The 25647-nt window shown below is 62.3% G+C and carries 21 protein-coding genes; 5 read left to right on the forward strand and 16 right to left on the reverse strand.

The annotated features are described in order from the left end of the window. Nucleotides 1-4 precede the first annotated feature (4 nt). Both AR689_RS20220 and AR689_RS20225 read right to left on the reverse strand, forming a co-directional pair. The gene (locus AR689_RS20220) at nucleotides 5-1759 is read right to left on the reverse strand and encodes a glycerol-3-phosphate dehydrogenase/oxidase (RefSeq protein ID WP_062073063.1); all 1755 of its coding nucleotides are present in this window, start codon (nucleotides 1757-1759) and stop codon (nucleotides 5-7) included. A 153-nt stretch (nucleotides 1760-1912) separates the two neighbouring features. Continuing rightward, nucleotides 1913-3046, reverse strand: a complete 1134-nt coding sequence (locus AR689_RS20225; RefSeq protein WP_024817526.1) for a GuaB3 family IMP dehydrogenase-related protein — start codon at nucleotides 3044-3046, stop codon at nucleotides 1913-1915. Nucleotides 3047-3225: 179 nt separating this feature from the next. On the opposite strand from AR689_RS20225, the gene AR689_RS20230 reads away from it, so the two are divergent. Genes AR689_RS20230 through AR689_RS20240 form a run of 3 tightly spaced genes read left to right on the forward strand, consistent with a single transcriptional unit; the run spans nucleotide 3226 to nucleotide 5445 of the window. Further along, complete coding sequence (locus AR689_RS20230; protein WP_062073065.1) at nucleotides 3226-4110, forward strand: WXG100 family type VII secretion target; 885 nt, start codon at nucleotides 3226-3228, stop codon at nucleotides 4108-4110. A 49-nt stretch (nucleotides 4111-4159) separates the two neighbouring features. Further along, the gene (locus tag AR689_RS20235) at nucleotides 4160-4798 is read left to right on the forward strand and encodes a hypothetical protein (protein WP_062073067.1); all 639 of its coding nucleotides are present in this window, start codon (nucleotides 4160-4162) and stop codon (nucleotides 4796-4798) included. Continuing rightward, nucleotides 4795-5445 carry a hypothetical protein gene (locus AR689_RS20240; RefSeq protein WP_062073069.1) on the forward strand — a complete coding sequence of 217 codons (651 nt, stop codon included), beginning with the start codon at nucleotides 4795-4797 and terminating at the stop codon, nucleotides 5443-5445. The genes AR689_RS20235 and AR689_RS20240 overlap by 4 nt, the downstream gene beginning before the upstream one ends. Nucleotides 5446-5448: 3 nt before the next feature. On the opposite strand, the gene AR689_RS20245 is transcribed toward AR689_RS20240, so the two are convergent. The 9 genes from AR689_RS20245 to AR689_RS20285 all read right to left on the reverse strand — a co-directional run bounded on the left by AR689_RS20245 (nucleotide 5449) and on the right by AR689_RS20285 (nucleotide 19116). After that, nucleotides 5449-7332, reverse strand: coding sequence for an ABC transporter ATP-binding protein (locus tag AR689_RS20245; protein WP_062073073.1), 1884 nt, complete (start codon nucleotides 7330-7332; stop codon nucleotides 5449-5451). A gap of 103 nt (nucleotides 7333-7435) precedes the next feature. Next, on the reverse strand, nucleotides 7436-8947 hold the full coding sequence (guaB, locus tag AR689_RS20250; protein ID WP_011775516.1) for an IMP dehydrogenase: 1512 nt from the start codon (nucleotides 8945-8947) through the stop codon (nucleotides 7436-7438). Between the two features lie 206 nt (nucleotides 8948-9153). Further along, a complete protein-coding gene (locus AR689_RS20255) occupies nucleotides 9154-11238 on the reverse strand; it encodes an acyltransferase family protein (protein ID WP_062073075.1) in 2085 nt (694 codons plus the stop codon). Continuing rightward, nucleotides 11235-13298: an acyltransferase family protein gene (locus tag AR689_RS20260; protein ID WP_062073078.1), complete on the reverse strand. Its 2064-nt coding sequence runs from the start codon at nucleotides 13296-13298 to the stop codon at nucleotides 11235-11237. Before AR689_RS20260 ends, AR689_RS20255 begins: the two co-directional genes overlap by 4 nt. 215 nt (nucleotides 13299-13513) lie before the next feature. Continuing rightward, on the reverse strand, nucleotides 13514-14611 hold the full coding sequence (locus AR689_RS20265; RefSeq protein ID WP_062073080.1) for a flavin-containing monooxygenase: 1098 nt from the start codon (nucleotides 14609-14611) through the stop codon (nucleotides 13514-13516). 153 nt (nucleotides 14612-14764) lie between these two features. Beyond that, nucleotides 14765-16399 carry a helix-turn-helix transcriptional regulator gene (locus AR689_RS20270; protein WP_062073083.1) on the reverse strand — a complete coding sequence of 545 codons (1635 nt, stop codon included), beginning with the start codon at nucleotides 16397-16399 and terminating at the stop codon, nucleotides 14765-14767. Between the two features lie 168 nt (nucleotides 16400-16567). Then, a complete protein-coding gene (gene groL / locus AR689_RS20275; protein ID WP_062073085.1) occupies nucleotides 16568-18181 on the reverse strand; it encodes a chaperonin GroEL in 1614 nt (537 codons plus the stop codon). A gap of 84 nt (nucleotides 18182-18265) precedes the next feature. Continuing rightward, entirely contained in the window at nucleotides 18266-18562 is a 297-nt protein-coding gene (gene groES, locus AR689_RS20280; RefSeq protein WP_011775524.1) for a co-chaperone GroES, read from the reverse strand. A gap of 191 nt (nucleotides 18563-18753) precedes the next feature. After that, on the reverse strand, nucleotides 18754-19116 hold the full coding sequence (locus AR689_RS20285; protein ID WP_062073087.1) for a hypothetical protein: 363 nt from the start codon (nucleotides 19114-19116) through the stop codon (nucleotides 18754-18756). A gap of 67 nt (nucleotides 19117-19183) precedes the next feature. On the opposite strand from AR689_RS20285, the gene AR689_RS20290 reads away from it, so the two are divergent. Beyond that, nucleotides 19184-20413, forward strand: a complete 1230-nt coding sequence (locus AR689_RS20290; RefSeq protein WP_062073089.1) for a class I SAM-dependent methyltransferase — start codon at nucleotides 19184-19186, stop codon at nucleotides 20411-20413. 13 nt (nucleotides 20414-20426) lie between these two features. On the opposite strand, the gene AR689_RS20295 is transcribed toward AR689_RS20290, so the two are convergent. From AR689_RS20295 to AR689_RS20305, 3 genes are all read right to left on the reverse strand, one after another. Beyond that, nucleotides 20427-21239 (reverse strand): shikimate 5-dehydrogenase, encoded by an 813-nt coding sequence (locus AR689_RS20295; protein WP_082698094.1) that lies wholly within the window; start codon nucleotides 21237-21239, stop codon nucleotides 20427-20429. Between the two features lie 25 nt (nucleotides 21240-21264). Next, nucleotides 21265-21387, reverse strand: coding sequence for a type B 50S ribosomal protein L36 (gene ykgO, locus AR689_RS20300; RefSeq protein WP_011775528.1), 123 nt, complete (start codon nucleotides 21385-21387; stop codon nucleotides 21265-21267). Nucleotides 21388-21450: 63 nt separating this feature from the next. Further along, a complete protein-coding gene (locus tag AR689_RS20305) occupies nucleotides 21451-22602 on the reverse strand; it encodes a GTP-binding protein (protein WP_062073091.1) in 1152 nt (383 codons plus the stop codon). A 164-nt stretch (nucleotides 22603-22766) separates the two neighbouring features. Between AR689_RS20305 and AR689_RS20310 the strand changes: the two genes are divergently transcribed. Continuing rightward, nucleotides 22767-23918 (forward strand): glutamate--cysteine ligase, encoded by a 1152-nt coding sequence (locus AR689_RS20310; protein WP_062073093.1) that lies wholly within the window; start codon nucleotides 22767-22769, stop codon nucleotides 23916-23918. 75 nt (nucleotides 23919-23993) lie between these two features. Here the strand turns inward: AR689_RS20310 and tsaD are convergent, their stop codons facing one another. Both tsaD and rimI read right to left on the reverse strand, forming a co-directional pair. Next, the gene (gene tsaD / locus AR689_RS20315; RefSeq protein ID WP_062073095.1) at nucleotides 23994-25142 is read right to left on the reverse strand and encodes a tRNA (adenosine(37)-N6)-threonylcarbamoyltransferase complex transferase subunit TsaD; all 1149 of its coding nucleotides are present in this window, start codon (nucleotides 25140-25142) and stop codon (nucleotides 23994-23996) included. Beyond that, nucleotides 25139-25642 carry a ribosomal protein S18-alanine N-acetyltransferase gene (gene rimI / locus AR689_RS20320; RefSeq protein WP_062073911.1) on the reverse strand — a complete coding sequence of 168 codons (504 nt, stop codon included), beginning with the start codon at nucleotides 25640-25642 and terminating at the stop codon, nucleotides 25139-25141. The genes tsaD and rimI overlap by 4 nt, the downstream gene beginning before the upstream one ends. Nucleotides 25643-25647 lie beyond the last annotated feature (5 nt).

Here is a 25647-nt window from a genome sequence, read left to right on the forward strand (position 1 = left end):
CTGGTCAGCGAAGGGGAACGATGTCATCCACTCCCATACGCGCAGCATCTGCCGATTCGTCATCGGGTTGCTGCTGACTAAGCCGTTCAGCTTCCACACGCGCCAGGTAGTGCTTGATTTCGCTTTCGCGCTGAGTCTCGCTCCAGCCAAGGATTTCTCCCATCAGCTTAGCTACTACGGGCGCCGCAGACACACCCCGGTCCCAGGCTTCGATGGAGATCCGGGTGCGGCGGGTCAGGACGTCGTCAACGTGCCTGGCGCCCTCGTGGGTTGTTGCATAAACAACTTCGGCGGCCAAATAGTCGTCTGCTCCGGGAAGGGGTTCTCCTAATTCCGGCCGGGCAGCGATGATCTCCAGGACTTCCGGGGTCATGGACCCGAAGCGGTTGAGCAGGTGTTCCACCCGGGCCACGTGAACCCCGGACTGTTCTGCTGATCTGCCCCGTCGGTTCCAAGCAGCTTTGAATCCCTCTGCTCCGAGCAGCGGAATGGTTTCCGTACAGCTGGATGGCACGCGTTCGTCCATGGCCCTGGTTGCTTCGTCAACGGCGTCTTTGGCCATAACGCGGTAGGTGGTGTACTTCCCGCCGGCCACCACAACGAGTCCCGGCACCGGATGTGCCACCACATGTTCCCTGGACAACTTGGCAGTGGAGTCGTTGTCCCCGGCCAGCAGAGGCCGAAGCCCTGCATACACGCCTTCTACGTCCTCGCGGGTCAGCGGGCGTTTGAGGACCTTGTTCACATGCTCCAGAACATAGTCGATGTCCTTGCTGGAAGCCGCCGGGTGAGCCTTGTCCAAGGTCCAGTCGGTATCAGTAGTGCCGATAATCCAATGCCGGCCCCAGGGGATCACAAAGAGCACCGACTTTTCGGTGCGAAGAATCAGACCGACGGTGGACTGGAACCTGTCCCGTGGAACTACCAGGTGGATTCCTTTGGAGGCACGGACCTTGAGCTGGCCGCGGTCCGTCACCATGGCCTGCGTTTCATCGGTCCACACGCCGGTGGCGTTGACCACCTGCTTCGCCCTTACTTCGAAGACGCTGCCGTCCTCTTGGTTCTCCACTTTGGCCCCGACAACGCGTTCCCCTTCACGCAGGAAATCCACCACACGGACCCGATTGGCCGCATGGGCTCCGTAGTGAGCGGCGGTCCTGACAAGGTTGACCACCAGACGGGCATCATCCACCTGGGCGTCGTAGTAGCGGATGGAGCCCACGAAGGCATCTTCTTTGAGGCTTGGAGCTGCGCGGAGGGTTCCGCGCCGGAACAGGTGCTTATGCATGGGGACGCCACGGCTGTTGCCGGACGTCAGACCCAACGTGTCATAGAGCATGATTCCCGCGCCCACATAGGGGCGCTCCCAGATACGGCGTGTCAGCGGGTAGAGGAAAGGGACCGGACGCACCAGGTGTGGGGCGATGCGTTGGATCAGCAGGCCCCGCTCTTGGAGGGCTTCCTGGACCAGGCCAAAATCCAGCATCTCCAAGTACCGGAGTCCACCGTGGATGAGCTTTGACGACCGGGATGACGTTCCGGAGGACCAATCCCGGGCCTCAACAATGCCCACAGTGAGGCCACGGGTGACGGCATCCAGGGCCGCGCCGGCACCGACGACGCCGCCTCCGACTATCAGGATGTCGAGCTCTTTACCCGCCTGAGCAGTAGCCTTCAGGACTTCGATTGATGCGGCGCGGGATTCCGGGCTGAGTGCTCCCGGTGAATTTACCTGCGGACCGCCTGCGACATTGCTCATCGGACCCCTCCTCAAACGCAACAGCTGGTAGTCCCCTACCCTACTTGCTGCTTGCCTCGTTGGGCAGGGCTCGAACTGCTGGATCGTGAGCACAGACTCTCAGGGTGCCCGGAAGGTGGAGTGGTCTCCTCCCGGGCCGGACCTGGTTGAGGTTTAGCCGAGGTACGGCGAGACGACCACGTCTACCCGTTGGAATTCCTTCAGGTCCGAGTAGCCGGTGGTTGCCATCGAGCGGCGCAGGGCACCGATCAGGTTCGACGTTCCGTCGGTGTGGTGGCCTGGTCCGAAGAGGACCTCTTCCAGCGGACCAACGGTACCTACGTTGACGCGGTCACCACGCGGGGACTCCAGGTGGTGGGCTTCGGGACCCCAGTGCCAGCCACGGCCAGGGGCTTCTTCGGCGCGGGCAAGGGCGCTGCCCAGCATGACGGCGTCGGCACCCATGGCGATAGCCTTGACGATGTCGCCGGAGCTGCCCATGCCGCCGTCGGCAATGACGTGGACGTAACGTCCGCCGGACTCATCCATGTAGTCGCGGCGCGCGGCAGCGACGTCCGAGATGGCCGAAGCCATGGGCGAGTGGATGCCCAGGGCACGGCGTGTGGTGGACGTGGCGCCACCACCGAATCCGACCAGGACGCCGGCGGCGCCCGTTCGCATCAAGTGGAGGGCAGGGGTGTAACCGGCTGCGCCGCCAACGATCACGGGAACATCGAGTTCATAGATGAACTGCTTGAGGTTCAGCGGTTCGTGGTTCTTGGACACGTGCTCTGCCGAAACAGTGGTTCCGCGGATAACAAAGATATCGACGCCGGCTGCCACCACGGTCTTGTAGTGCTCTTGGGTGCGCTGCGGCGTGAGGGACCCAGCGACGGTCACGCCCGCGGCGCGGATCTCGGCCAAGCGGGAGCTGATGAGTTCGGGCTGCACGGGAGCCTGGTACAGGTCCTGCATGCGCCGCGTCACGGCAGGGCTGCTGGTCTCGTCCGCGAGGGCGGCGATCTCGTCAAGGACCTTCTGCGGATCCTCGTACCGGGTCCACAGCCCTTCGAGGTCAAGGACGCCGAGGCCACCCAGGCGCCCCAAGGCGATGGCGGACTCCGGGGACATCACCGAATCCATCGGCGCAGCGATGACAGGCATGTCGAATTTGTAGGCGTCAATCTGCCAGGAGACAGAGACGTCCTTCGGGTCACGGGTCCGGCGGTTCGGAACGATCGCGATGTCATCCAGGGAGTAGGCACGACGCCCACGCTTGCCACGGCCAATCTCAATCTCATAAGTCACGGCTCTTACTTTACTGGACCCCTCCCGTAACCCCGATTCGACAGCTGAAGTATGTCCCCGGCGAGGGAGGCATCCGCGCGTGTGCCGCGCAGCTTTCCCCATGGGCAGGGGTGCCCATGGCAGATCCCCGGACGTATCCGATAGCCTGCCACGACACACAAACCATGCAAGGGGGACCCATGGCGCCTGGATTATTCGGAGCCGATATTGAACAGCTCCGGTCGTTATCCAAACAAATGGGACAGGCCGGAAGCCAGCTCCACAACCAGGAGCTCCAAATTAATGGGCTGATCTCCAGCGTTGCATGGAAAGGAACAGACGGCGAGCGTTTCCGCCGCGAATGGAGCGGCACACTGCGGCCCATGCTGCACAAGGCGTCACGTTCCCTGGATGACGTATCCAAGACGCTCCGCACCCAAGCCGACGAACAGCACAAGGCCAGCGCCCAAGGAGGCCCTGGCGGACCGAATAGTTCACAGGTTCCTGGCAGCAATGGAAGCCAGGACACTCCTGCCACCGGACTTGAAGGACTCTTCAACGTCACCGGCAGCACGGAATGGTGGGCCGGAAACGCCCTCGTGACCGCGAACGGCGTGCTGGCAGATTCGCTCCTGGCACAGATGGCCAGGGGCGGATTGGTCACGGAGCTGACTAAATGGCCGTGGCTGAGCGCCCAATACGGTCAAAGCGCCGGTGCCGGTTACGTCAAGGGCACCCAAGTACTCAACGGCAGCGCGATGCTTGGGCGTCTCTCCGGAGCCCTGGGTCTTGTCACTGGTGGGTTGCAGGTCTATCAGGGCATCCAGACAGGACATCCCGGGGTCGCGGTGGACGGCGGCATCTCCGCTGCCTTGGCCGTAGGCAGCTTTGTGCCGGTTATTGGCCCCGCCTGCGCCATCGCCGGCATCGCTTGGGGCGGGCTGGGCCTTTTGGCCACCAACATGGGCTATGACTCCGCTTCTTCCATGGTGGCTGACGGCGCCAAGCACGTGTGGGAAGGCGCCCAGGATGTTGGCGAGGCTGTAGCCGACGGTGCAAAGAAGGTCTGGGGATGGCTCACATAATGGCGCCACTTCCTAGACTGGATACAGAACCGCTGAACAGAAGGCAGAAATGACCACCCAGACCGAAGAAATCCCGGCTTTGCTCATCACCGAGCATGAGCTCATCGCTCTCATTGCTCTAGCTGGCACGGATGCCGCCTTGAGATGCCAGACCTTGTTCCGCCTCGACCATGCCGCCGGCGCCCCACTGGAACAGGCCGGTGTCTCCACGCTGCTGGAGCGTGGGTTGATGAAGATTGACAACGACTCACTCCAGCCGGTCGGTCCGGCCGCAACGGTGACGGCTGTCCTGGCGGACGCCACCTCGTGGCTGGAAACAGCTCTTGTGACCCCCTCCTCCGAGCACGTGTCCTTTATGTTCGGCGCAGAACAGGGTGCGCTGCTGCTCAACCTGAACAAGTACGGCGTTCACGAACTGCATCCCCTGACGGGCTCCGAAGGCATGATCGCCACGGCAGTGCAGATGGCCGATTATTATCTCAACCAAGCGCCGGACGGATTCCCTGCCGCCGCCACAACCCGCCAGCACTTCATTGACGGAACCTCCCGTGCAGTTCACGTTAAGGCGGAGGCTGGCGGCTCCCTGTCGATTGCAGCAGGTGAAGGCGAGAACCTGAAGGCGTCACCCTTGTCCCCTGAGCACTTCAACGACCGCATCCGCGCAGGGTTGGAGCAGTATCCCGGGTGAGCTACCAGTCAGGCCCCACTCCGCTGTCCTATCCTGCCCGCCCCCTGGAATATTGGCTTTCGACAGAGCTTTCCGCCGTTACTCCGGCGAATGCGCGCTCCCGCCTGCGCGAAATCGCCAGCGCGCGCGGCTCCTACATGGGAGCCTGGGCTGCCGGAATCGGGATCGGCGCAAGCCTCGTCCTCCTGGGTGTAGTACTGGCTGTTCGAGTCGGCACGTTCGCACTGATTCCTGCCCTCGGCCTTCCCGGTGCGACCATCGCCGTGCTCTGCTCCGTCTTCTATGTGCGGGCACGGGACCGGTTGCCGCGAACGGGCCGGGCGCTGGTCAATCGTGGGCCCGGGAGTTTGCGGGGGGCGCTTTCTTTCGTGGCGTTCGTCCTGCTCGTCTTCACGGGACTGTTCGCGTTCACTGCCAAACCGTCCACCTGGCAGGATCCTGCGGCGCTGCTGACACTGGCCACAATTCTTGGGTTCATCGTTTGCCTCCTCGTGGTTGGCATCATCATCCCGGCCACCATCGCAGGCCGTTCGAGGGAGTCGCTTCGCCGCAAGGCTGCAACTGATCCCCGTTTCCGGGCGCTGCTGGAGCAGGACCTCGCCACGTGGCGTGATCCCTACGGCAACGCAGGATACGGCCCGCTCTAAGCCTCAGGGTGTGTTCTGACTGCTCTCATCCACGGAGAGCTGGGATTCGAACATCCGGAAGTACCGTCCCCTCAACGCCACGAGTTCTTTGTGTGTGCCTTGCTCCGCAATGCGCCCATCCTCCAGCATGTACACAATGTCAGCCTTCTCTATGGTGGCCAGGCGATGACTGATGGCAATGATGGTGCTGCTCCGGTCCGCGAACAGCCTGGTGAAGATCCGGTGCTCGGCCAAAGCATCAATGGCGGATGTGGGCTCATCCATGACCATGAACGAGGCGTCGCGATAGAAGTTCCGCGCCATGGCCAGCCGCTGCCATTGGCCACCTGATAGCCCGCTTCCCTTGCGCCCCCGAGGGTCTTCCATCCAGTTGCTGACGTGGTTCTCCAGGCCGTTAGGCAACTTGTTGATGAATTCCATGGCTTCGGCGTCAGCGGCCGCCCGCCGGATGCGGTCATCGTCCCGGGGCTGGTCCACATCTCCCAGATAGATGTTCTCCGCGGCCGTGGCGAACTCGTACTTCAGGAACTCCTGGCTCAGAACAGCAAGGTGCCGGTGCCAGCTGGTCACCTCAACCCCGGCGAGGTCCACACCGTCCAGCAGAACTTGGCCGGAATCCGGCCGGTACAGCCCGGCCAGGATTCGGATCAGCGTGGACTTGCCGGCGCCGTTCTCCCCTACAATCGCGATGTGCTGACCGGCTCTAATGGTCATGGAGATGCCCTTGATGACCTCGATGTCGCTCCCCGTGTAACTGAAACGGATGTCCCGCATTTCCACGGTGGTTGGCGATGTTGGGAGGGGCTCCTCTTTTCCGCTGGGGACGGGCAGGGCCATGAAAAGCTCATAGTCCTTGAGGTTGGCCAGGTCCTCATCTATGGAACTCAGCGAGGAGACCAGGCTGTTGGCGGTGGAAAGCGCACGGCTCACAATCTGCTGGACGTAGAGGAACTGTCCCACCGGCTGCGCCCTTGCGATGATTTGTCCAACCACCCACACCAAGGACACCACCTCGGCTCCGTACTGTAGGGAATCAGCGGCAAGCTGCTTGGGGATATAACGCTTTTGGAAGTCCAAACGTCTGCGCTCGTCGGCGTCGCGCAACCTCGACCGCAGGTCCATGAGGTACCCAACAATCCCATAAAGTCGCATTTCCGCGATGTGCTGGGGACGGAGCAGATTTTGTTCGATCATCCGGCGTTGGCGCCGCGAATCCACTTGCGTATTCCAGTGGGCAATCTGTTCACGGGACAGTTTGAACTGCAGGTACACACTGGGCACGATGGCCACCAACACAATGACCGCGATCCACCAGCTCACCAGAAGCAAAGCTCCGATGGCCAGGACCACGGAAACGAACTGCGTAAATATGGCAGCTATCCGGTCCAGCACGCGGGCGTAGGAATCGGAGAACCGCTTGGCGCGGTCGTAAAGATCCACCGTTTCCTTGTCGTCATAGCGCCAGAACTCCAGCGCCAGGAACCGCTGGTACATCATGTCCCCCACGATGGCACCTACCTTGAAGCTCATCAGCTGCTGGATGTACCGGTCAACACTGTTGAAGGCTCCCCAAAGCAATCCCAGTGCGGCAGTGATGATGACGTACAGAATGGCCCGTGGGCCGGCGTCGGGGTCCCCCGCGTATCCGGCCGCCAACGCCGTGGTGGTCAAAGCGGCGAAGTAGGTGGTCACCAGCGGAAGGGTGGCCGAGATCAACGAGCCTGCCACCTTCATGATGACCGCGCCGGGTGAGGCTTTGAAGCTCACCTTCAGGACCTGCCCGACGGCGCGTGCGTACGGCCGCAAGGCCAGCTTGCGGGGCGGTGGCTTGCCGGAGTTCAGCCGGACAGACTCCGGGTGCCGCGGTTGCGCGGGCATTTCTGACATGTGCTCAGCCTATTCTTAGGGACCGACAATTCTGCCGCGTCCTGTTAAACAGGCGTTCCCCGTGGAAACTTCCACGGGGAACAACTGTAGAAAAGGTGGCGGATCAGCGGGAACCGTAGTTGGGCGCTTCCACTGTCATCTGGATGTCATGCGGGTGCGATTCCTTGAGCCCGGCCGGGGTGATGCGGACGAACTTGCCGCGTGCTTTCAGCTCCGGAATGGTGGGGGCGCCGGTGTAGAACATGGTCTGGCGGAGGCCGCCGACCAGCTGGTAAGCCACAGAAGCCAGCGGGCCCCGGAACGCAACCCGGCCCTCAATGCCTTCGGGGATGAGCTTGTCATCTCCGGAGACGTCAGCTTGGAAGTAGCGGTCCTTGGAGTAGGACGTGTTCTTGCCGCGGGACTGCATTGCGCCCAGGGAGCCCATGCCGCGGTAGCTCTTGAACTGCTTGCCATTGACGAAGATGAGCTCGCCCGGAGACTCCTCGCAGCCGGCAAGGAGGGAGCCCAGCATCACGGTGTCAGCGCCGGCGACTAGTGCCTTGCCGATGTCGCCCGAGTACTGGAGGCCGCCGTCGGCAATCAGCGGAACGCCGGCAGGGATTGCCGCCTTGGCAGATTCGTAGATGGCGGTGATCTGCGGAACGCCAACACCGGCAACCACTCGGGTGGTGCAGATGGATCCCGGACCCACACCCACCTTGATGCCGTCAGCTCCGGCGTCGATCAAAGCCTGGGCACCTTCACGGGTGGCAGCCTGGCCGCCGATGATGTCCACGTGCGCGGCAATGGGATCGGACTTGAGGCGGCGGATCATGTCCAGCACGCCCTGGGAGTGACCATTGGCCGTATCAACGAACAATGCGTCCACACCGGCGTCGATGAGCTTCATGGCGCGTTCCCAGCCGTCACCGAAGAAGCCGATTGCGGCACCCACGCGAAGGCGGCCCTCGTCATCCTTTGTGGCCAACGGGTACTGCTCGGCCTTGGTGAAGTCTTTGGTGGTGATGAGGCCCATCAAGCGGCCCTGTTCGTCAACGAGGGGAAGCTTCTCGATCTTGTTGGTGGCCAGCTTGTGTGAGGCTTCCTCACGGCTGATGCCCACATGACCGGTGATGAGCGGCATTTTGGTCATGGCGTCGCTGACGCTGCGCAACGGGAATTCCGATTCCGGAATGAAGCGGGTGTCGCGGTTGGTGACAATACCCAACAGACGTCCGTCGGTGTCCACCACGGGAAGGCCGGAGACACGGTAGCGGGAACACAACTCGTCCAGTTCCTGCAACGTTGCCTGCGGGCCAATGGTCAACGGGTTGGTGATCATGCCGGATTCGCTGCGCTTAACGCGATCAACATGCTCGGCCTGGTCATCGATGGACAGGTTGCGGTGAACCACGCCCAGACCACCTTGGCGTGCCATGGCGATGGCCATCCGGGACTCCGTGACGGTGTCCATGGCTGCTGAAAGCAACGGAGTCTGAACGGAGATGCGCTTGGAGATACGGGACGATGTGTCAGCGTCGGACGGGATGACGTCCGTGTGGCCGGGAAGCAACAGGACGTCGTCGTAGGTCAGGCCAACAAAGCCAAAGGGGTCGTGTTCGGGCTGGGTCATGAGTGTGCGCCTCTTACCTGGGTTTCCGGGGGCTTAACTGGTAGGGGTTGCAACTGATGACCAGCCCGTCATTACGGGACTGGCCTGTGCATTAAGGTACCTGTGCAGGAATTACCTGCGCAGAAGGTATTGGATAAATACTAGAACCTTCGCGGCGATCGCCATATTCCGGGAGGCCTGAGTGTGAGTAACAGCACGCCAGGAAACTAGTTGGCGGACCATCCGGTGGCGGCCAGCAGCCGCTCTTCAAACATCGGGATCATGGTCTGCACATAGGTCTTGGACAGGTGGTTGTCGTCCTTATAGACATAGACATTCCCCACCACGGCCGGACACGTCCCCTGCTCGCAGATGAAGTCGCTCATGTCCATCAGGTAAAGCCCCTCCACCTTTCCGATGTAATCGTCCAGTGGTGAGGACTCCGCCAGGGATTCTTCAAGCGGCACATTGCAGTCCGGAGAATCTTTGCCCTTCTTCTGGACGCATTCCGGCATGTTGAAACTGAAACGCGGGTTGTCCCGGACACCCACCACTTCGATCCCCAGGTCAGTGAAAGGTTTGATGCCTTCAAGGTACCCGGGCACTTCAGTTTCAAAGGGTGCGTCCACGTGCGTCAGCGACGCAACGGTGAACACGGCGTCGGGCTTGTGCTCCAGAACGTAAGCAGAACTTGCCTTGTTGAACTCGTTGCAGAAATCTGCCCGCTCCTCGGATTGAGCGCCGAAGCGGCACCCACCCTTGAGCAGGGTCACCACTTCCCAGCCGTGCTGCTTGGCAATCGGGCCGAGGGCAGCCATGTACTGCTGGGAGTGGGAGTCACCCAACACAACAATCCTCTTGGTAACCACCTCGGGTTCCTCGTTCTGCAGGCATCCCTCCAGCACCGGGTCGGTGGGCACGTTGTCCCCGGTGCAGGCCCCGTCCACGTTGGCCCACTCGTCTTTCATGGCCGCCGGCGCCGGGATAATGAGGGCTTCTTCGCTGGGCTTGCCGGCGTATTCCGGGGACAGCGCAGCAGCGCCAGGCGTCAGCTCGTGGGGCTGATCCGCAATGGCTGCCGCTTCCGCCGTGATGGCGCTTTGCCACGCCGTGACTGGTAACGCCAGAAGCGCACCGCAGGAGACAATCACGACGGCGGCCCGCCAGGACCGCACGTCCGGCCACTTCCAGCTGCGCAGCGGCACTTCCACATACCTCGTGGTGGCGACAGCCAGCAGCAGGGAAACCGCCATGATTCCCAGGCCTTGAACAAGGCTGGGCGCAGTGGTGCCAGATGCCAGGAGGAAGAACACCAAGACCGGCCAGTGCCACAAGTACAAGGCGTAGGAGTTATCTCCCAGCATGACCAGCGGGCGCGAACTCAGGAGACGGTCGGCGCCGAAGCGGCTTCCGCTGTGCCCGGCGATGATCACGGCAGCCGCAGCAAGGGTAGGCCAAAGAGCCACGAACCCAGGGAAGGATCGGTCAACGGGGAGCACCAGTCCGCAGGCAAGCATTGCTGCAATGCCGGCCCAGCCCAGGAAAACACGGAGCCTGCGCCCGGGTTTCAGGTACGGGATGGCCAAGGCGAGGAGGGATCCCAGGGCGAACTCCCACAGGCGGGCACGGGTATCAAAGTAGGCGTAGGCCTGGTTTGTGGCTGTTTGCTCAATGGAAAACACGAGCGATGCCAGGAACACCGCACCGAAGGCGATGAACAGTAGTTGCCGGTGACCCATGGCTTTACGCTGCGGAAACAGCCTGGCCGACAGCGGCTGGATCAGGGCGACTCCGGCGAAGATCAACGGCCACAGAATGAACACCTGGCCTTGTACTGACAGGGACCAGAAGTGTTGGAGGGGGCTGGCGTCCACGTGCTGCTGGGCGTAGTAGTCCACCGCGAAAGCGGCAAGCTGCCAGTTTTGCCGGTACATCAGCGATGCCCACGCTTCGGTCAGGACATCGGGCCACCGGCTCTGCGGGATGAGCGCCCAGGTCCCGGCGAGGATCGCCAGCAGGACAACGACGACAGCGGGCAACAGACGCTTGAACACGTGGAGCCAGTGCCGCAAAAGCCGAAGTGGCTTGCCGTTTTCGAGCTTTCGCGTGAAGGACAATGTCAGCAGGAAGGCCGAGATCAGCAGGAAAACGTCCACGCCGCCAGAGACCTTGCCGAGCCAGATGTGGTAGGCAGCAACCATGAGCACAGCAAGTGCACGCAGGCCTTGGACTTCAGGGCGGAAGCCGGGTTTTGCCCGGGTCGCGGGCTTTTCTTCAGAAGCGGCCGCTGCGGCGGTGCGTGTCTCCATCATTGCTGCCACCCTGTCGCGGCAAACCACCTTTCATCCAGCATGCCTGCCATGCTCTTGACGTAGGTTTTGGTCAAGTGGTTGTCATCCAGGTAGACGAACGTGTTACCGATGATCGGCGGGCAATAGACTCCCAGGCAGATCAGGTCTGTCATATCCAAGAGGGACAGGTTTTGGTATTTACCCTCCACCGCCTCAAAGGGGCTGGGTTCAGCCAGGACATCGGCCTTCAGCGGGCGACAATCCGGGCTGTCCACACCCTTGGAGAGGGTGCAGTCCGTCAGGCTGTACGTAAACCTTGGGTTGTCCCGCACTGCCACCACCTGGATGCCCAGCCCTGTGACCTCGGGAATGAGGTCCTCAAAACCATGCGTCAGTCTTTCATCAGGCAGGGAAGAGACAGCCGCTGTCCCCACCATGAAAATGGCGTCCGGAGTGTGTTCCCGGATGTGGTTTCGCACTTCACTGTTGAACTCGTTACAGGCCGGCTCGGACTCGGGGTCTTCGGTCATGAACGGGCACGCCCCGTACAGCAAGGAGTAGAGGCGCCAATGGTGTTGCTCCGCCAGCACTTCCAGGGCGCCAAGCCACTGTTGGGAATGGGAGTTACCTACTACCAGGACTGTTTTGGTGGCATCGGATCCGACGCCGTTCTGTTTGCAGTTGTCCTGCAGCAGCTGCGATTCAGGTTTCGTGTCACCGGAGCACCCGTCGGGCAGATTGGCCCAGTCACGGCCAATTCTTTCCGCGGTGGGTTGAGTGAGCGCATTCGGAGCCGCTTCATTGACATAGGTGGGCAGCAGGGCCTTGGCGCCGGGGTTATCGAACACCATCCGCGCCTCGGCCGCCTGCTGGTCCAGGTCCAAGCGGTACTGGAAAGCCATGAGCGGTGCAGAAACAACGGCCAGGCACGCCACAATCGCGATGATCGAGCGGCGCCGCTTCACCTCGGGCCACTTCCATTCCCGGAACGGCTTCTCCACGTATTTGGTGGTCAGGAAAGCAAGGATGAGTGACAGCGCAATGATGGCCGCACCAGAGAGCCAGCCTGCGTGGTCCTTGCCGCTCCATGCCAGGGCAATCACCAGAATGGGCCAGTGCCAGAGGTAGAGGGCGTAGGAATTGTCACCAAGCCGGACCAGGAATCTGGAACTCAGGATCCGGTCCACACCGAAACGGCTCCCGGTCTGCCCGGCAGCGATCACTGCCACCGCAGCCAGCGTCGGCCACAAGGCAACGAATCCGGGGAACGCCGTCTGTACCTGCAGCAGAATGCCGCAAGTCAGCATCGCGGCAACCCCCAGCCAGCCCATCACAATACGGACAGGTTTGGAGAAGTTCAGGGCGGGCAGGATCAAGGCCACCAGGGTGCCCAGGGCGAACTCCCACAAACGGGCAAAGGTATCGAAGTACGCCACTGCCTGGTTGTTGGCAGTGAAGATGATGGAGTAAACGAACGAGACCAGGAAGATGATCGCGAACACGTACACCAGCGTGGCGCGGTAGCGGAGGGCAAAACGGCGGCACACCAGCGCTGCAGTGGCAAAGATGACGGGCCACAGAATGAACACCTGGCCTTGGATGGACAGCGACCAGAAGTGCTGCACCGGGCTGGCCATGCTGTGGTCAGTGGCGTAATAATCAACCGCCAGGTCCTGCAACAACCGGTTTTCAAAGTAGAACAGCGAGGCCCAGGTTTGCTGGACGATCTCAAACCAGCGTGTGGCCGGCAGGAAAATGAAGGTTGCTGCGAGTGTTGCCACGAGAACCACAACGACGGCGGGCAGCAGCCGCCTGAAGAGGTGCAGCCAGTGACGCACCAGGTCCATGGGGCGGCCCTGTTTGTACCGTCCCGTGAACTGGAGTGTCATGAGGAAGGCTGAGATCAGGAGGAAGACGTCAACGCCTCCGGAGACCCTGCCGATCCAGACGTGGTAGCTCACCACCATGAGGACGGCCAAGGATCGAAGCCCTTGGATTTCGGGGCGGAACTTAGACTTCGCAACGGGTCCGGAAGCTCGCCTACCGCGGTGGGCAGGGGCTGGAATCGTTGGCGTCGTCACGGTAGGCAGTTCCTCAAAGCTGTGGCACAAAGCATCAATAGTACGCGTTTTCAGTCGCGCAACCCATGTGGGAGAGTGTTCCTGGCCGCCATTCGATGCCCCATCAGCACAGGTCCAGCCATACATTCTGCCACCCAAACCTGAGCGTGACCTGTGCTGATACTCCCAAGCCCGTCAATCGTGGGGTTTGGCGTTGCCCTCCACATCGTGAGCTATCACACGTTGACGAGTCCGCTGGAACGCGGCGCCGTGACCCGCCCGGCAAGGTAGCGGGCGTCCCGGCACACCCCCGGAAGCGTTGCCGAGGCCGCCGCAAACAGGAACTCCTGGCCAATGAAGTACAGGCCCGGGACGCTGTTGGCCACTCCCCTGGTCTGTTCCGGTTCACCGTGGGCGTCAAAGGCCGGCAGGTTCACCCACGAGTAATCCTCGTGATAGCCCGTGCACCAGATGACGTTTGCGGCCTCCACCCGTGTCCCGTCTTCCAGCACCGGGAGTCCATCCTGAACACCAGCCAGCCTGGGGTTGAGGCGGACGCCAGCGGCAGCCAGGTCCTTGGTTTTGGTACGGATCAGCGGCGCAGCCATGGATACGAACTTGGGGGCGGCTTTTCGTCCCATGGGGGTGTTGAGGTTGAGGACGTAAAGGCCCAGGAACCGGACCACTGGCAAGGCGAAACGTGCAGCGGCCCGGCCGTGCCGCATGGGCATCTCGGCGCTTGGCTTGCCCGCAAGAAGCGTGGGACGGAAGCGGGCAACTTCAAGGGCGATCTCTGCCCCGGAATTTCCCAGCCCCACCACCAGCACAGGGCCATCCTTCAGCTGATCGGGGTTTTTGTAATCTTGTGAGTGCAGTTGCACGATGCCGCTCTCCAGCTCCCCTGCAAACGCCGGCACCTTGGGGATGCGATGCCCGCCGGTGGCAATCACCACATTCCTGCTGCTCCACTCACGGTTCCCCGCCTTGAGCAGGAAGGCCTCACCGTCACGGCTGATGTCCTCCACTCTGACGCCGGAAACGAAGGGAAGGTCGAAGCTGCGTACATAGTCCTCCAGGTAGTCGGCCAGTTGATCTTTGGTGGGAAAGGCCAAGGGGTCGCCGGGGAAAGGCGATCCTGGAAGGCCGTCATATTTGGCCGGCGTGAACAGCCGCAAGGAATCCCAGCGCTGACGCCAAGCATCCCCCGGCCTTTGATGCTGATCCAGGATGAGGAACTTCCTGCCTTGTTTGGCCAACCAGTATCCGAGGGCGAGCCCGGCCTGGCCACCTCCCACAATGACGGTGTCAATCTCTGGATTCCGATTTGTGGACATCATCGACTCCTATCTCGCTTGCCGTGAATCACTGAGTTCGCAGTGATCTGATAGGAGCCACGCTAGGTGCCCGGACCGTGGCGACGCATCGGCCAAATGAGCCACGCGTGCCCAGAGAGGCATGGGTATTTCTGCGCAGGGTGCGGCAGGGCGTCAGCGCATCAGTCCGTGTTCGAAGGCGTAACCGGTGGCCGCCGCCCGGGACTGCACGGCCAGCTTGGAAAGGATGTTGCTCACGTGCCTGGCCACCGTCTTTTCACTGAGATACAGCTCCCGGGCGATGGTCCGGTTCGCGTGCCCTCCAGCCACGAGGCGGAGCACCTCCACTTCCCGGCTTGTCAAAGGGGAGCTGCCCTTGCCCTTCTCGCCCGTGAGTTCCAGGACGTCGGCTACTGCCGGGGTCGCCCCAAGATCGGAAAACTCGGCCCTGGCAGCTTCGAACTCCATGGCGGCAGAGTCGGGGTCGCCCAACAAGGCACACGCACGCCCGGCGAGTACCCTGCACCGGGCGGCCTGATAGGGAGCCTCGAGGCTGTACCAGGTCCTCCACGCACGCCTGGACTCACGAAGGGCATCCTGGGGTTGGCCTTCAGCCAGCAGAACCTGCGCTGCGGCGTGGGCGGCCAGGGCCAGCTCCAGAGGCCGGCCATTGTCTTGAAGAGGCCCAGACAACTCGTCCAGTGCAAGCCTGGCCGCAGCCACGTCTCCAGCGGCAAGTTCAATCTCGACGACGGTGGGCAGCAAGCGACGACGGTTGGCTGAGTCGGCGCCCGCCATCGCGCGCCGTATGGTGGCTTGGGCCCGGGCCGTTTTACGTTGGACGAGCTGAAGGAGCGCGATGCCGGGAACGGGCTCAAAACCGGTTCCGGCGGCTGTGGCGTAGGCCTCGGCCGCTTCCTCCACGAACCCCTGCAGGCGGAGGGCTTCACCCTGCTGGTACCAGGATCCGAACGTTGCATCCGGATCGCCCTTCCGCACCCTTCCTTCGGCTGCCCGGGCAACAGCCAGTGCATCGTCCCACGCTCCATGGAGTATCAGGAGTTCGGCGCGGTAGGCCTGGCATTGTCCGCTGAACATCACCATGTCCGGACGGTCCCCGCACCAGCGTTCCAATGCCGCAGTCCACTCGTGGGCGCGGCGGACGTCGTTGGAAAGACGGCAACTGCCCAGGACGGCGCAGTAGATGATGCCCGCCGGGATGGGTGAGACTTCCCCTGCGGTGACCGAAACCATCACTTCATCCAGGAGCTGCAACCCCTCTTCCACGCGTCCAAGGGAAACGCGCGACGTTCCGATGCCAAGCCGGCCCAAGGCTTGGAGGTCTTTATCGTGGAAGGAGGTACCCAGCTCCAATGCTTTTGCGAACAGGCCCTGTCCGGCCTCCGTGGCTCCGCTGCGCAACAACCCCAGGGCGACCGGGATCAGGAGGTACCCCTCGGCCGCACCAGGGCCAGGCATCCCCTCCAGCAAGTGCTTGGCGCGGGACAACCACCCATTGCCGCGGGCTGCCTCCCCCATGTCCATCAGGAACATGACCAGCCAGGCCGCACACCTCGCGGCGCTGTCCGTGTCTCCCACCGTCAGAAATTCGTCATGAGCCCTGGCCAGGTACTCGATGCTCTGACTATTCAAGCCAAGCAGCATCGCCACGGACGCCGCCAATTCAATGTCCTGTGGAGGGAGCCCGCCCTCTGAGTCGGCGCGGGAGAGGCACTCAAGCGCCTCGCGCCAACGGCGCTCGTGGTACGCCGAGCGCCCCAAATCCAAGTCTGTGTCCGGAACTGTCATGGTTCACCTTGCGACCGGGAACAGCCCGTTGGCGCACCCAAGCCGTCCTAGTAGCGTCAGGTTACCGCCGCCGTCGTACGCTCACAAGAGCCGCCCGGAAGCGGCCTCAGACAACAAAGAACCCCGGCCACGAAGCAACGTGGCCGGGGTTCTTTTCAGGCGGTCAGCTTAGTGCTGGTGGCCTGCGTGTGCGTCTTCTTCCTCAGCCGGCTTCTCGGCAACCAGGGTCTCGGTGGTGAGAACCAGGGCAGCGATGGAAGCGGCGTTGCGGAGAGCCGAGCGGGTGACCTTGACGGGGTCGATCACGCCAGCGGCGATCAGGTCCTCGTACTCGCCGGACTTTGCGTTGAAGCCGTGGTTGGCTTCCAGCTCGGAAACCTTGGCAACAACTACGAAGCCGTCGAAACCGGCGTTCTGGGCGATCCAGCGCAACGGCTGGACCAGGGCGCGGCGGACGATGCCCACAGCAGCTGCTGCGTCACCTTCCAGCGCCTTGACGGCCGGGGACTCGTCCAGTGCCTTGAGCGCGTGGATGAGAGCGGAACCGCCACCGGAAACGATGCCTTCTTCGAGGGCTGCACGCGTGGAGGAAACGGCGTCCTCGATGCGGTGCTTCTTTTCCTTCAGCTCAACCTCGGTGGCTGCGCCAACCTTGATCACGCCGATGCCGCCGGCCAGCTTGGCCAGGCGTTCCTGCAGCTTTTCCTTATCCCAGTCGGAGTCCGTCCGGGTGAGCTCAGCGCGCAGCTGTGCAACGCGGTCCGCAACGTCCTCAGCCGTGCCGGCACCGTCAACAATGGTGGTGTTGTCCTTGGTCACCGTGATACGGCGAGCGGTACCAAGTACCTCCAGGCCAACAGTGTCCAGGCTCAGGCCAAGATCCGGGGAAACAACCTGGGCGCCCGTGAGCGTTGCGATGTCCTGGAGCATGGCCTTGCGGCGGTCGCCGAAGCCCGGAGCCTTGACGGCAACAACGTTGAGCGTGCCGCGGATGCGGTTGACGATCAGCGTGGACAGGGCTTCGCCTTCAATGTCTTCAGCAATGATGAAGAGCGGCTTGTTGGCCTGCAGGGCCTTCTCCAGCAGCGGCAGGAAGTCCTGCAGCGAGGAGATCTTGCCCTGGTTGATCAGGATGAGGGCGTCCTCGAGGACGGCTTCCTGGCGCTCAGCGTCGGTGACGAAGTACGGGGAAAGGTAGCCCTTGTCGAACTGCATGCCCTCGGTGAGGACCAGTTCGGTCTGGGTGGTGGAGGATTCTTCGATGGTGATGACACCATCCTTGCCAACCTTGCCGAACGCTTCGGCCAGCAGTTCGCCAACCTCGTCGCTCTGCGCGGAGATGGCTGCGACGCTGGCAACCTGGGTGCCTTCGACTTCGCGGGCATTCTCCAGGAGGCGGGCTGCGACGGCTTCAACGGAAACCTCGATGCCGCGCTTGATCTCGCCAGGAGCGGCGCCGGCAGCAACGTTGCGCAGGCCTTCCTTGACCAGGGCCTGTGCCAGCACGGTAGCCGTGGTGGTGCCGTCGCCGGCAACGTCGTTGGTCTTGGTGGCTACTTCCTTGGCCAGCTGTGCGCCAAGGTTTTCGTAGGGGTCATCAAGCTCAACTTCGCGGGCGATGGTCACGCCGTCGTTGGTGATCGTGGGAGCGCCCCACTTCTTGTCCAGCACGACGTTGCGGCCGCGCGGGCCAAGCGTCACCTTGACAGTGTTGGCGAGCTTGTCGATACCGGCCTCAAGAGACCGGCGGGCAGCATCGTTAAAAGCAAGCTGCTTTGCCATGGTTGTGTCCTTTCAAGACAGAAAACCCGCACCGCTGACGGCTGGAAAGATTCCAACGCGACGGCGGTGCGGGGCTCCGGGAAGTTACTTTACGACGATCGCAAGGACGTCGCGGGCGGACAGAACGAGGTACTCGTTGCCGCCGGTCTTGACTTCGGTTCCACCGTACTTGGAGTAGATGACGACGTCGCCAACAGCTACGTCAACCGGTACGCGGTTGCCGTTGTCATCGAAGCGGCCGGGGCCGATTGCAACAACTTCGCCTTCCTGCGGCTTCTCCTGCGCGGAGTCCGGAATGACCAGGCCGGAAGCCGTGGTCTGCTCTGCTTCGAGCGGGCGAACAACAATACGATCCTCAAGAGGCTTAATCGAGACCGACACTCGGACTCTCCTTTTCATGAGCTGATTCATGGACTAAGAACTAGGGTGCCTGGGCGTTCAACCGTCGTCGCGGTGCCGGAAGACGCTTGGCGTGGTTAGCACCCTCCAGGGGAGAGTGCTAATACGACTCTATGTAAGCGTTAGCACTCGGTCAAGGTGAGTGCCAGCATTTCGTCATGGGTGAACGCCCTTCACCTGCCCGTGAGGTCGTCCAGATCGTAGTCTTCGCCGTCGTCATCCTCGTCCAGGGGAGCATTGCCGCGGTTCAGGTAGAGCACCACGGCAGAGGCAACAGCCACGACGCCGGAGATCACCAGCGTGATGATTCCACCGGTCCGGGCGCCGCTGTAAAGTTCGCGGATGTCCCGCGCTTCATCGGTGGCGTCATTGACGCTCTTGCCGGCCACCGAATAGGTAGCTGCGTTAAAGGAATCCAAGGCGAAGATGATGATCAGCAGGCCGATGCAGACCACCGCGATCACAACACCCGCTATCAGGGCGGGGCGCGCGAACTTTGTCAGGGCGGAGGTGTGCGGGGCAGCGTTGTCTTCCATGAAATCAACCCTATCCGGCTGATTCGCCAGTCACACCGTCAAGCGCCGCGCCGTTAGGCTTGATCCCATGTCTCACGCACCGCAGGAACAGATCGCACCCTTGCTGACTACTGAAGGATGGGAACTTCTTGCCTCTTTGGGACCCTACCGGGAGGCCGACTCATTCAGCGTCAACGCCGACCTCCGGAAGGCGGGGCACTCCCCCGAACTTGTAGCAGCGGTCCTCACGCAGTCCCGGCTTCGCACACGCGCAGAGGCAAAGTTCGGTGAGTTTGCCCGGCAGATGCTGTTCACCCAAGCCGGCTTGGAACAGGCCACGCGCTTGAACGTCGCTGCCCGGCACGCCGAGCGTTTCGCGAAGGCCGGCATCGCCCATGTGGCAGACCTCGGCTGCGGCCTGGGTGCCGATTCCATGGCCATGGCATCCATGGACATTTCGGTGACCGCCGTAGAGATGGACGAAACCACTGCCGCCTGCGCCACCATCAACCTCATGCCCTTCCCCCACGCAACCGTGGTGCACGCCGACGCAACCTCCGTGGATCTGGAGGGGATGGACGGCGTGTGGCTGGATCCCGCCCGGCGGACCACGTCCACCTCCGGAACCACACGGATCTGGGACCCTGAAGCCTTCTCTCCCCCGTTGTCCTTCGTGGAGCGCCTGGCGGCTACCGGCCGAGCCATCGGCGTCAAAATGGGTCCGGGCATTCCCCATGATTCCGTGCCCTCAGGCTGCGAAGCCCAGTGGGTTTCGGTCGGCGGTGACGTCACCGAAGTGACCCTGTGGTTCAACGCCGTGTCCCGCCCCGGCGTGCGTCGCGCGGCACTGGTGATCGGCAGCCAGGGCGCCGCTGAAATCACCAGCAGTGCGGATTTCGACGCCGGCCCGGTTGCCGCCGTCGGGCCTGTTGAGGGTTTCCTCTACGAACCGGACGGTGCGGTGATCCGCGCCGGGCTGGTGGCCGACGTCGCCGAACGGCTGGGCGGGCACTTGGTGGACGAGCACATTGCCTACATCTGCGCTCCGGAATTACACGACACACCCTTTGCCCGCGCCTACAAGGTCCTTGACGTCATGCCGTACAACGTCAAGGCGCTCAAAGCCTGGGTGAAAACGAACGGCATCACGGTCCTGGACATCAAGAAGCGCGGTACGGCGGTCACTCCGGAAGAGTTGCGGAAGCAGTTGCTCCCCGCCAAGCCCGCGAAGGGCAAGGACGCCAAAACAGCCACCCTTGTCCTCACCCGGATTGGCGAAGAGAGAGTGACTGTTGTTGTGGAACCTGTGATGTCCTAACGCGCTCCTGCCGTCAGCGACGCGAGAATTCCGACGCTTCGCGGACCTGCCCGGCTGTTGGGCGCACACCCGTGTAAAGCACAAACTGCTCTTCCGCCTGGATGGCAATGACCTCAGCGCCTGTGATCACCTTTTTGTCAGCCTTCCGGGCAGCGCTGATGAGCGGCGTCTCAGACGGCAAGGCCACGACGTCGAACACCACCTGCGCGGCGGCAATCGTGGCGTCGTCGAAGGACTGGGCCGTCTCATCCGCGCCTGCCATTCCCAGCGGAGTGACATTGATGATGAGGTCCGCGGTGGAACCATTGACGTCGTTCTGCCATGCGAAGCCGTACAGGTCCGCGAGGGCACGGCCGGCGTCCTCGTTGCGGGCCACGATGGTGACAGCGGTGAACCCGGCATCCCGCAACGCTGCGGCGACAGCCTTGGCCATGCCGCCGGCACCACGGAGCAGCACGGTGTGGCCGCTGGGAACCTGGTGGTCCTTCAGGAGCCGGGCAATGGCGATGTAGTCGGTGTTGTAGGCGGTGAGGACGCCATTGTTGTTGACGATGGTGTTGACCGAATCAATGGCCTTGGCCGACGGGTCCATCACGTCAACCAGCGGGATGACTGCTTCCTTGTACGGCATGGACACCGCGGCGCCCCGGATCGGGAGGCCGCGGATGCCCGCCACCGCTAGGGTGATGTCAGCAGGGGCGAATGCCTTGTAGACAAAGTTCAAGCCGAGCAGATCGTACAGGTAGTTGTGGAACCGGGTACCGATGTTGCTGGGCCGGGCCGCGAGCGAAATGCACAAGGACATGTCTTTGTTCAGGATTGGCATTCACCCATTAAACAACGGCCCGTGCTCAGCCTTGCCGCGCCTTCATTCGCGGGTTGTTCTTGTTAATGACGAACGTGCGTCCGCGCCGGCGCACAATCTGGGCGCCGGGGATCTTCTTGAGCGCACGCAGCGAATTCCTGACCTTCATGGTGTTTCTCCTTGTGGTTGGGTGTTAGGCCTGATTGTTGTTGCTGGTCTGGTTGTTGCTGCCTTAGAGGGCGTCGCTAAGTTCCAGGGGGTCGTCCCAGACGCCGAAATCCTGTTCCATCTCTGCTTCCGTCAGTTGGCAACCTTCCAACAGATCACTGATTTCCTGCGGGTCAATATCCTCGGACCGCCCAGTGATGGCCAGGACAGTTCCGCGGTCGCCATGGCTTGGGTGCCAGTCAAGAAGGGAGTCGACATCGGCGCCCGTAGTTTCAGGGCGCGCATGGCCGGGCGCTGGTTCAGCGGAGTCAGCCAACCACTTTCCCGTGCTTTCAAGCCACACCCGCGGCCCGATTCCTTGGACGGCGATCCGCGTTTTCGGTGCCGAGGCGATCCAGAGGCGGCCACGCAGCCAGTGCGTGCCCAGGGCCAGTTGCGGCAGCGCATCACGGAAACGCCCCGGGTGTAACGGCCGACCCGCTTTGTGGAGCACCGTCCGGAAAGAACCTGGCGTCTCGCTGACAGGCACACGCACGACGCCGGGCCGGTTGCGTGCCGCCGCTTCGGCATCATCAAAGCACCCTGGCCGGAACTCGTCGGCTTCCCCGACCCTTGCTGCGTGGGGCGCCAACTCGCCCAGCAACTCCATTCCGGTCCCCCACGGTGCAGATCCTTCACGGTGCTCCCCGGTCAACACGGCTCCGAGGCCCGGATGCACCATGACGGTGTCCACCTGACCGAACTCACCGATGAGAAACTCGCCGCTGGTGCGGTCATCCTGCGGCATTGAGGTGAATCCGGATTCGAACAGCGTGTGCCGGTCCCAAATATGGTCCTCCAGATCTGCCGGGTCCAGTGCCAACACCGCGTTGTCGATCACCGCCGGGCGACTGAGGCCACCGCGAAGCTCCGCAACTGCCATCCCGGCGGCCACTCCTGGTGGAAGGCCAAGGACAACGTGGTCGAAACCGCACGCGGCGAGGCGTTCCGCCGTCGGGACCACATCCAACCGAACCGTGCAGCTGAGGCAACCATGTTCCAGGACTGTTGTTTCACGTTCGAGCAAACGGCCACCACGGTAAACACGGCGAAGGACCAGCGAACCGTCCAAGAGGTCATGAAGGACCACCACCGGGTTGGAGTGCGTTCGGCCCAGCCTGCTGGTGGCTGCCTCACGGCATTGGCTGTCCAGGGAACTGACGACTGAGAGGTGCATGCCTTGATTCTATTGAGAATCATTCTTATTAGCAAATGACGGCTCATTGCCCACGTAAAGCGTCGATATCACCGGCGTTCTGGCTGCATTAGACTTGATCCGACCGCTGGCGGCCCCGCAGCGGGGAACCGCGTCCGGCTGAGACAACACAATGAGGGGACTACGTGCAGATTGATTTTGCGCCATCCAGGCAATCGACACTGGGTGTGGAATGGGAGTTGGCGCTCGTCAATGCACGCACCGGGGAATTGGTATCAGTGGCCAACGATGTCCTCAAGGGCGTCGCTGCGAACCACCCAGACCTCAACGAGGACGACGAACACCCCCATATCAAGCGCGAGTTGCTCCTCAACACCGTGGAGCTCGTCACCGGTATTTGTGAGACTGTCAAAGACGCAAAAGACGATCTCAGCCGCTCGCTGGCAGCAGTCCGCGAAGTCACCGACCCCATGGGCGTTGAGGTGTTCTGCGCAGGCAGCCACCCCTTCAGCCCTCCCCTGCTCCAGCCCGTCACCGACAAAGAGCGCTACGCCAAGCTGATCGAGCGGACCCAATGGTGGGGACGCCAGATGGTCATCTACGGCGTTCACGTCCACGTGGGCATCGACCGCAAGGAAAAGGTCCTCCCCGTCCTGGACGGTCTGGTCAACTACTTCCCGCACTTCCAGGCATTGTCCGCCTCCAGCCCCTACTGGGCAGGCGAGGAAACCGGCTACGCGTCCCAGCGTGCGCTCATGTTCCAGCAATTGCCCACCGCGGGACTTCCCTTCCAGTTTGATTCGTGGGAAGCCTACGAATCCTACGTCCAGGACATGTTCACCACCGGTGTCATCGATGCCACGTCTGAGATCCGTTGGGATATCCGGCCCGTGTCCAACCTGGGCACCATCGAGATGCGGATCTGCGACGGTCTGGCCACCCTTGAAGAAGTAGGCGCCATCGCTGCGCTGACCCAGTGCTTGGTGGACGAGTTCTCCACCATCCTGGACGCAGGCGGCACCATCCCCACCATGCCGCCATGGCATGTGCAGGAGAACAAGTGGCGCGCCGCCCGCTACGGCATGGAAGCCATCATCATCCTCGACGCCGAGGGCAACGAGCAGCTGGTCACCGAACACCTCGCGGAAACGGTTGCACGGTTGCAGCCTGTGGCCGCCAAGCTGGGGTGTTCCGAAGAGTTGGCGGACGTCCTCAAGATCGTTGAACGAGGCGCCAGTTACCAGCGGCAACGCCGCGTCGCCGCCGAACACAACGGCGATCTGCAGGCAGTGGTCATGGACCTCGTTCAGCAGATGCGCAAAGGCCCGGACGCCTGACTTCAGAGCAACGCGGGGTCACTTATGGCCCCTAAATCCCTTCCTAAGGGGCCATAAGTGACCCCGCGTTGCTTGTCATTCCGGATATTTTGCAGGCACGGACACTGTAGTGACGGGCATGGAGGAATCCGGCGCGAACGTCATTCCGCTGGGAGCGACGCCTGCCATGATCAGTTGGGCTCCCAGCGCTGCCACCATGGCGCCGTTATCCGTGCAAAGGTCCAGCGGCGGGACATGGAGCTTGATTCCGGCCGAGGTACAGCGCTGCCCGGTCAACTCCCGGAGCCGCGAATTCGCTGCGACACCACCACCCAGCAGGACATCGGTGATGCCGTTTTCCTTGCAGGCCAGGACAGCCTTTGAACTGATGACATCAACCACGGCTTCCTGGAAAGCCGCTGCGATGTCCGCCACCGGTACTTCCTCGCCGCGGGCCTCGAACTGTTCCACGCACCGGGCCACCGCTGTCTTCAGGCCGCTGAACGACCAGTCATAGCGGTGCGGGCCCTTGTCTTCGGCGGTCCCCATGTACTTGGGCTGGCTAAGTCCGCGCGGGAACCGGATGGATTTGGGATTGCCCTGGCGCGCCAGTTTGTCGATGGCGGGCCCACCCGGGTACCCGAGGCCAAGGATCCGGGCAACTTTGTCGTACGCTTCACCGGCGGCGTCATCGATGGTTGAACCAAGCAGTTCAACGTCGTCCGTGATGCTCCTGATCCGCAGGATTTCAGTGTGCCCTCCCGATACCAGCAGAGCCCCGAGGTTCTCCGGCAGCTTTCCGGCACCCAAGCCGGCGGCAGCACCGGCGTCGTGCTTTCCGACAGTTCCTTGACGTCCGTCAAGCAGTCCCACGCCCACGTGCGCCACCAAGTGGTTGATGGCGTAGAGCGGCTTGCCCGTGGCCAGAGCCAACGCCTTGGCAGCACAGACACCCACCATCAAGGCTCCGGCCAGACCTGGACCTGATGTGACGGCAATGGCATCAATGTCGTCCAAGGTCACGCCGGCCTCGTGCAGGGACTCCTGAAGCGTCGGAACAAAAGCGTCCAAGTGGGCGCGTGAAGCGATCTCCGGGATGACACCGCCGAACCGGACGTGCTCATCCATGGACGAGGACACGGTATTGGTCAACAGCGTGGTCCCCCGCACGATTCCAACGCCGGTCTCGTCGCAGGAGGACTCGATGCCCAGCACCAACGGCTGCTTGTGATCAGGGCCGCTCATGCGGAAGCTCCTTCGGAAGACTGGGGTTTGTTCAACGGAAGCCGCATGATCAGGGCATCGGTGCCGTCCCGGTAATAGCGGGGGCGGACGTGGATCTGTTCGAAGCCGAACCGAACGTACAGCTGCTGGGCGCGGGGGTTGTCCGCCCTGACCTCAAGCAGGACGTCGTCCGCACGGCGGCGCCGGGCTTCCTCAATCAGCTCAGTGAGGACAGCGGAACCAATTCCTTTGCCTTCGAATTCAGGCACGACGGCGATCGTCTGGACGTCCGCGATCGGTTCGATGCACATCAATCCGGCGTAAGCCACGATCTCCCCGGCAACCTCCGCCACCACGTATCGCCGGGTCTCGGGCTGGGCCAACTCGTCGAAGAACATCTGTAAGGGCCAGGCGTCCACGGGGAACAAGCGGCGCTCCAACACCTCAACTGCCGGGATATCGGCCTCAGTCATGTCGCGCAGTGAAACACCGGCGAGTTCCAGCTTGGGTGACAGTTTCACAGTGT

The organism is Arthrobacter sp. EpRS71, assembly GCF_001512285.1.
Lineage (GTDB): Bacteria > Actinomycetota > Actinomycetes > Actinomycetales > Micrococcaceae > Arthrobacter.

Coding starts and splice junctions, on each gene's coding strand:
- AR689_RS20220 (WP_062073063.1), bottom strand. CDS start 1,759: ATGAGCAATGTCGCAGGCGGTCCGCAGGTAAATTCACCGGGAGCACTC.
- AR689_RS20230 (WP_062073065.1), top strand. CDS start 3,226: ATGGCGCCTGGATTATTCGGAGCCGATATTGAACAGCTCCGGTCGTTA.
- AR689_RS20235 (WP_062073067.1), top strand. CDS start 4,160: ATGACCACCCAGACCGAAGAAATCCCGGCTTTGCTCATCACCGAGCAT.
- AR689_RS20245 (WP_062073073.1), bottom strand. CDS start 7,332: ATGTCAGAAATGCCCGCGCAACCGCGGCACCCGGAGTCTGTCCGGCTG.
- guaB (WP_011775516.1), bottom strand. CDS start 8,947: ATGACCCAGCCCGAACACGACCCCTTTGGCTTTGTTGGCCTGACCTAC.
- AR689_RS20255 (WP_062073075.1), bottom strand. CDS start 11,238: ATGATGGAGACACGCACCGCCGCAGCGGCCGCTTCTGAAGAAAAGCCC.
- AR689_RS20265 (WP_062073080.1), bottom strand. CDS start 14,611: ATGTCCACAAATCGGAATCCAGAGATTGACACCGTCATTGTGGGAGGT.
- AR689_RS20270 (WP_062073083.1), bottom strand. CDS start 16,399: ATGACAGTTCCGGACACAGACTTGGATTTGGGGCGCTCGGCGTACCAC.
- groL (WP_062073085.1), bottom strand. CDS start 18,181: ATGGCAAAGCAGCTTGCTTTTAACGATGCTGCCCGCCGGTCTCTTGAG.
- AR689_RS20285 (WP_062073087.1), bottom strand. CDS start 19,116: ATGGAAGACAACGCTGCCCCGCACACCTCCGCCCTGACAAAGTTCGCG.
- AR689_RS20290 (WP_062073089.1), top strand. CDS start 19,184: ATGTCTCACGCACCGCAGGAACAGATCGCACCCTTGCTGACTACTGAA.
- AR689_RS20295 (WP_082698094.1), bottom strand. CDS start 21,239: ATGCCAATCCTGAACAAAGACATGTCCTTGTGCATTTCGCTCGCGGCC.
- ykgO (WP_011775528.1), bottom strand. CDS start 21,387: ATGAAGGTCAGGAATTCGCTGCGTGCGCTCAAGAAGATCCCCGGCGCC.
- AR689_RS20305 (WP_062073091.1), bottom strand. CDS start 22,602: ATGCACCTCTCAGTCGTCAGTTCCCTGGACAGCCAATGCCGTGAGGCA.
- tsaD (WP_062073095.1), bottom strand. CDS start 25,142: ATGAGCGGCCCTGATCACAAGCAGCCGTTGGTGCTGGGCATCGAGTCC.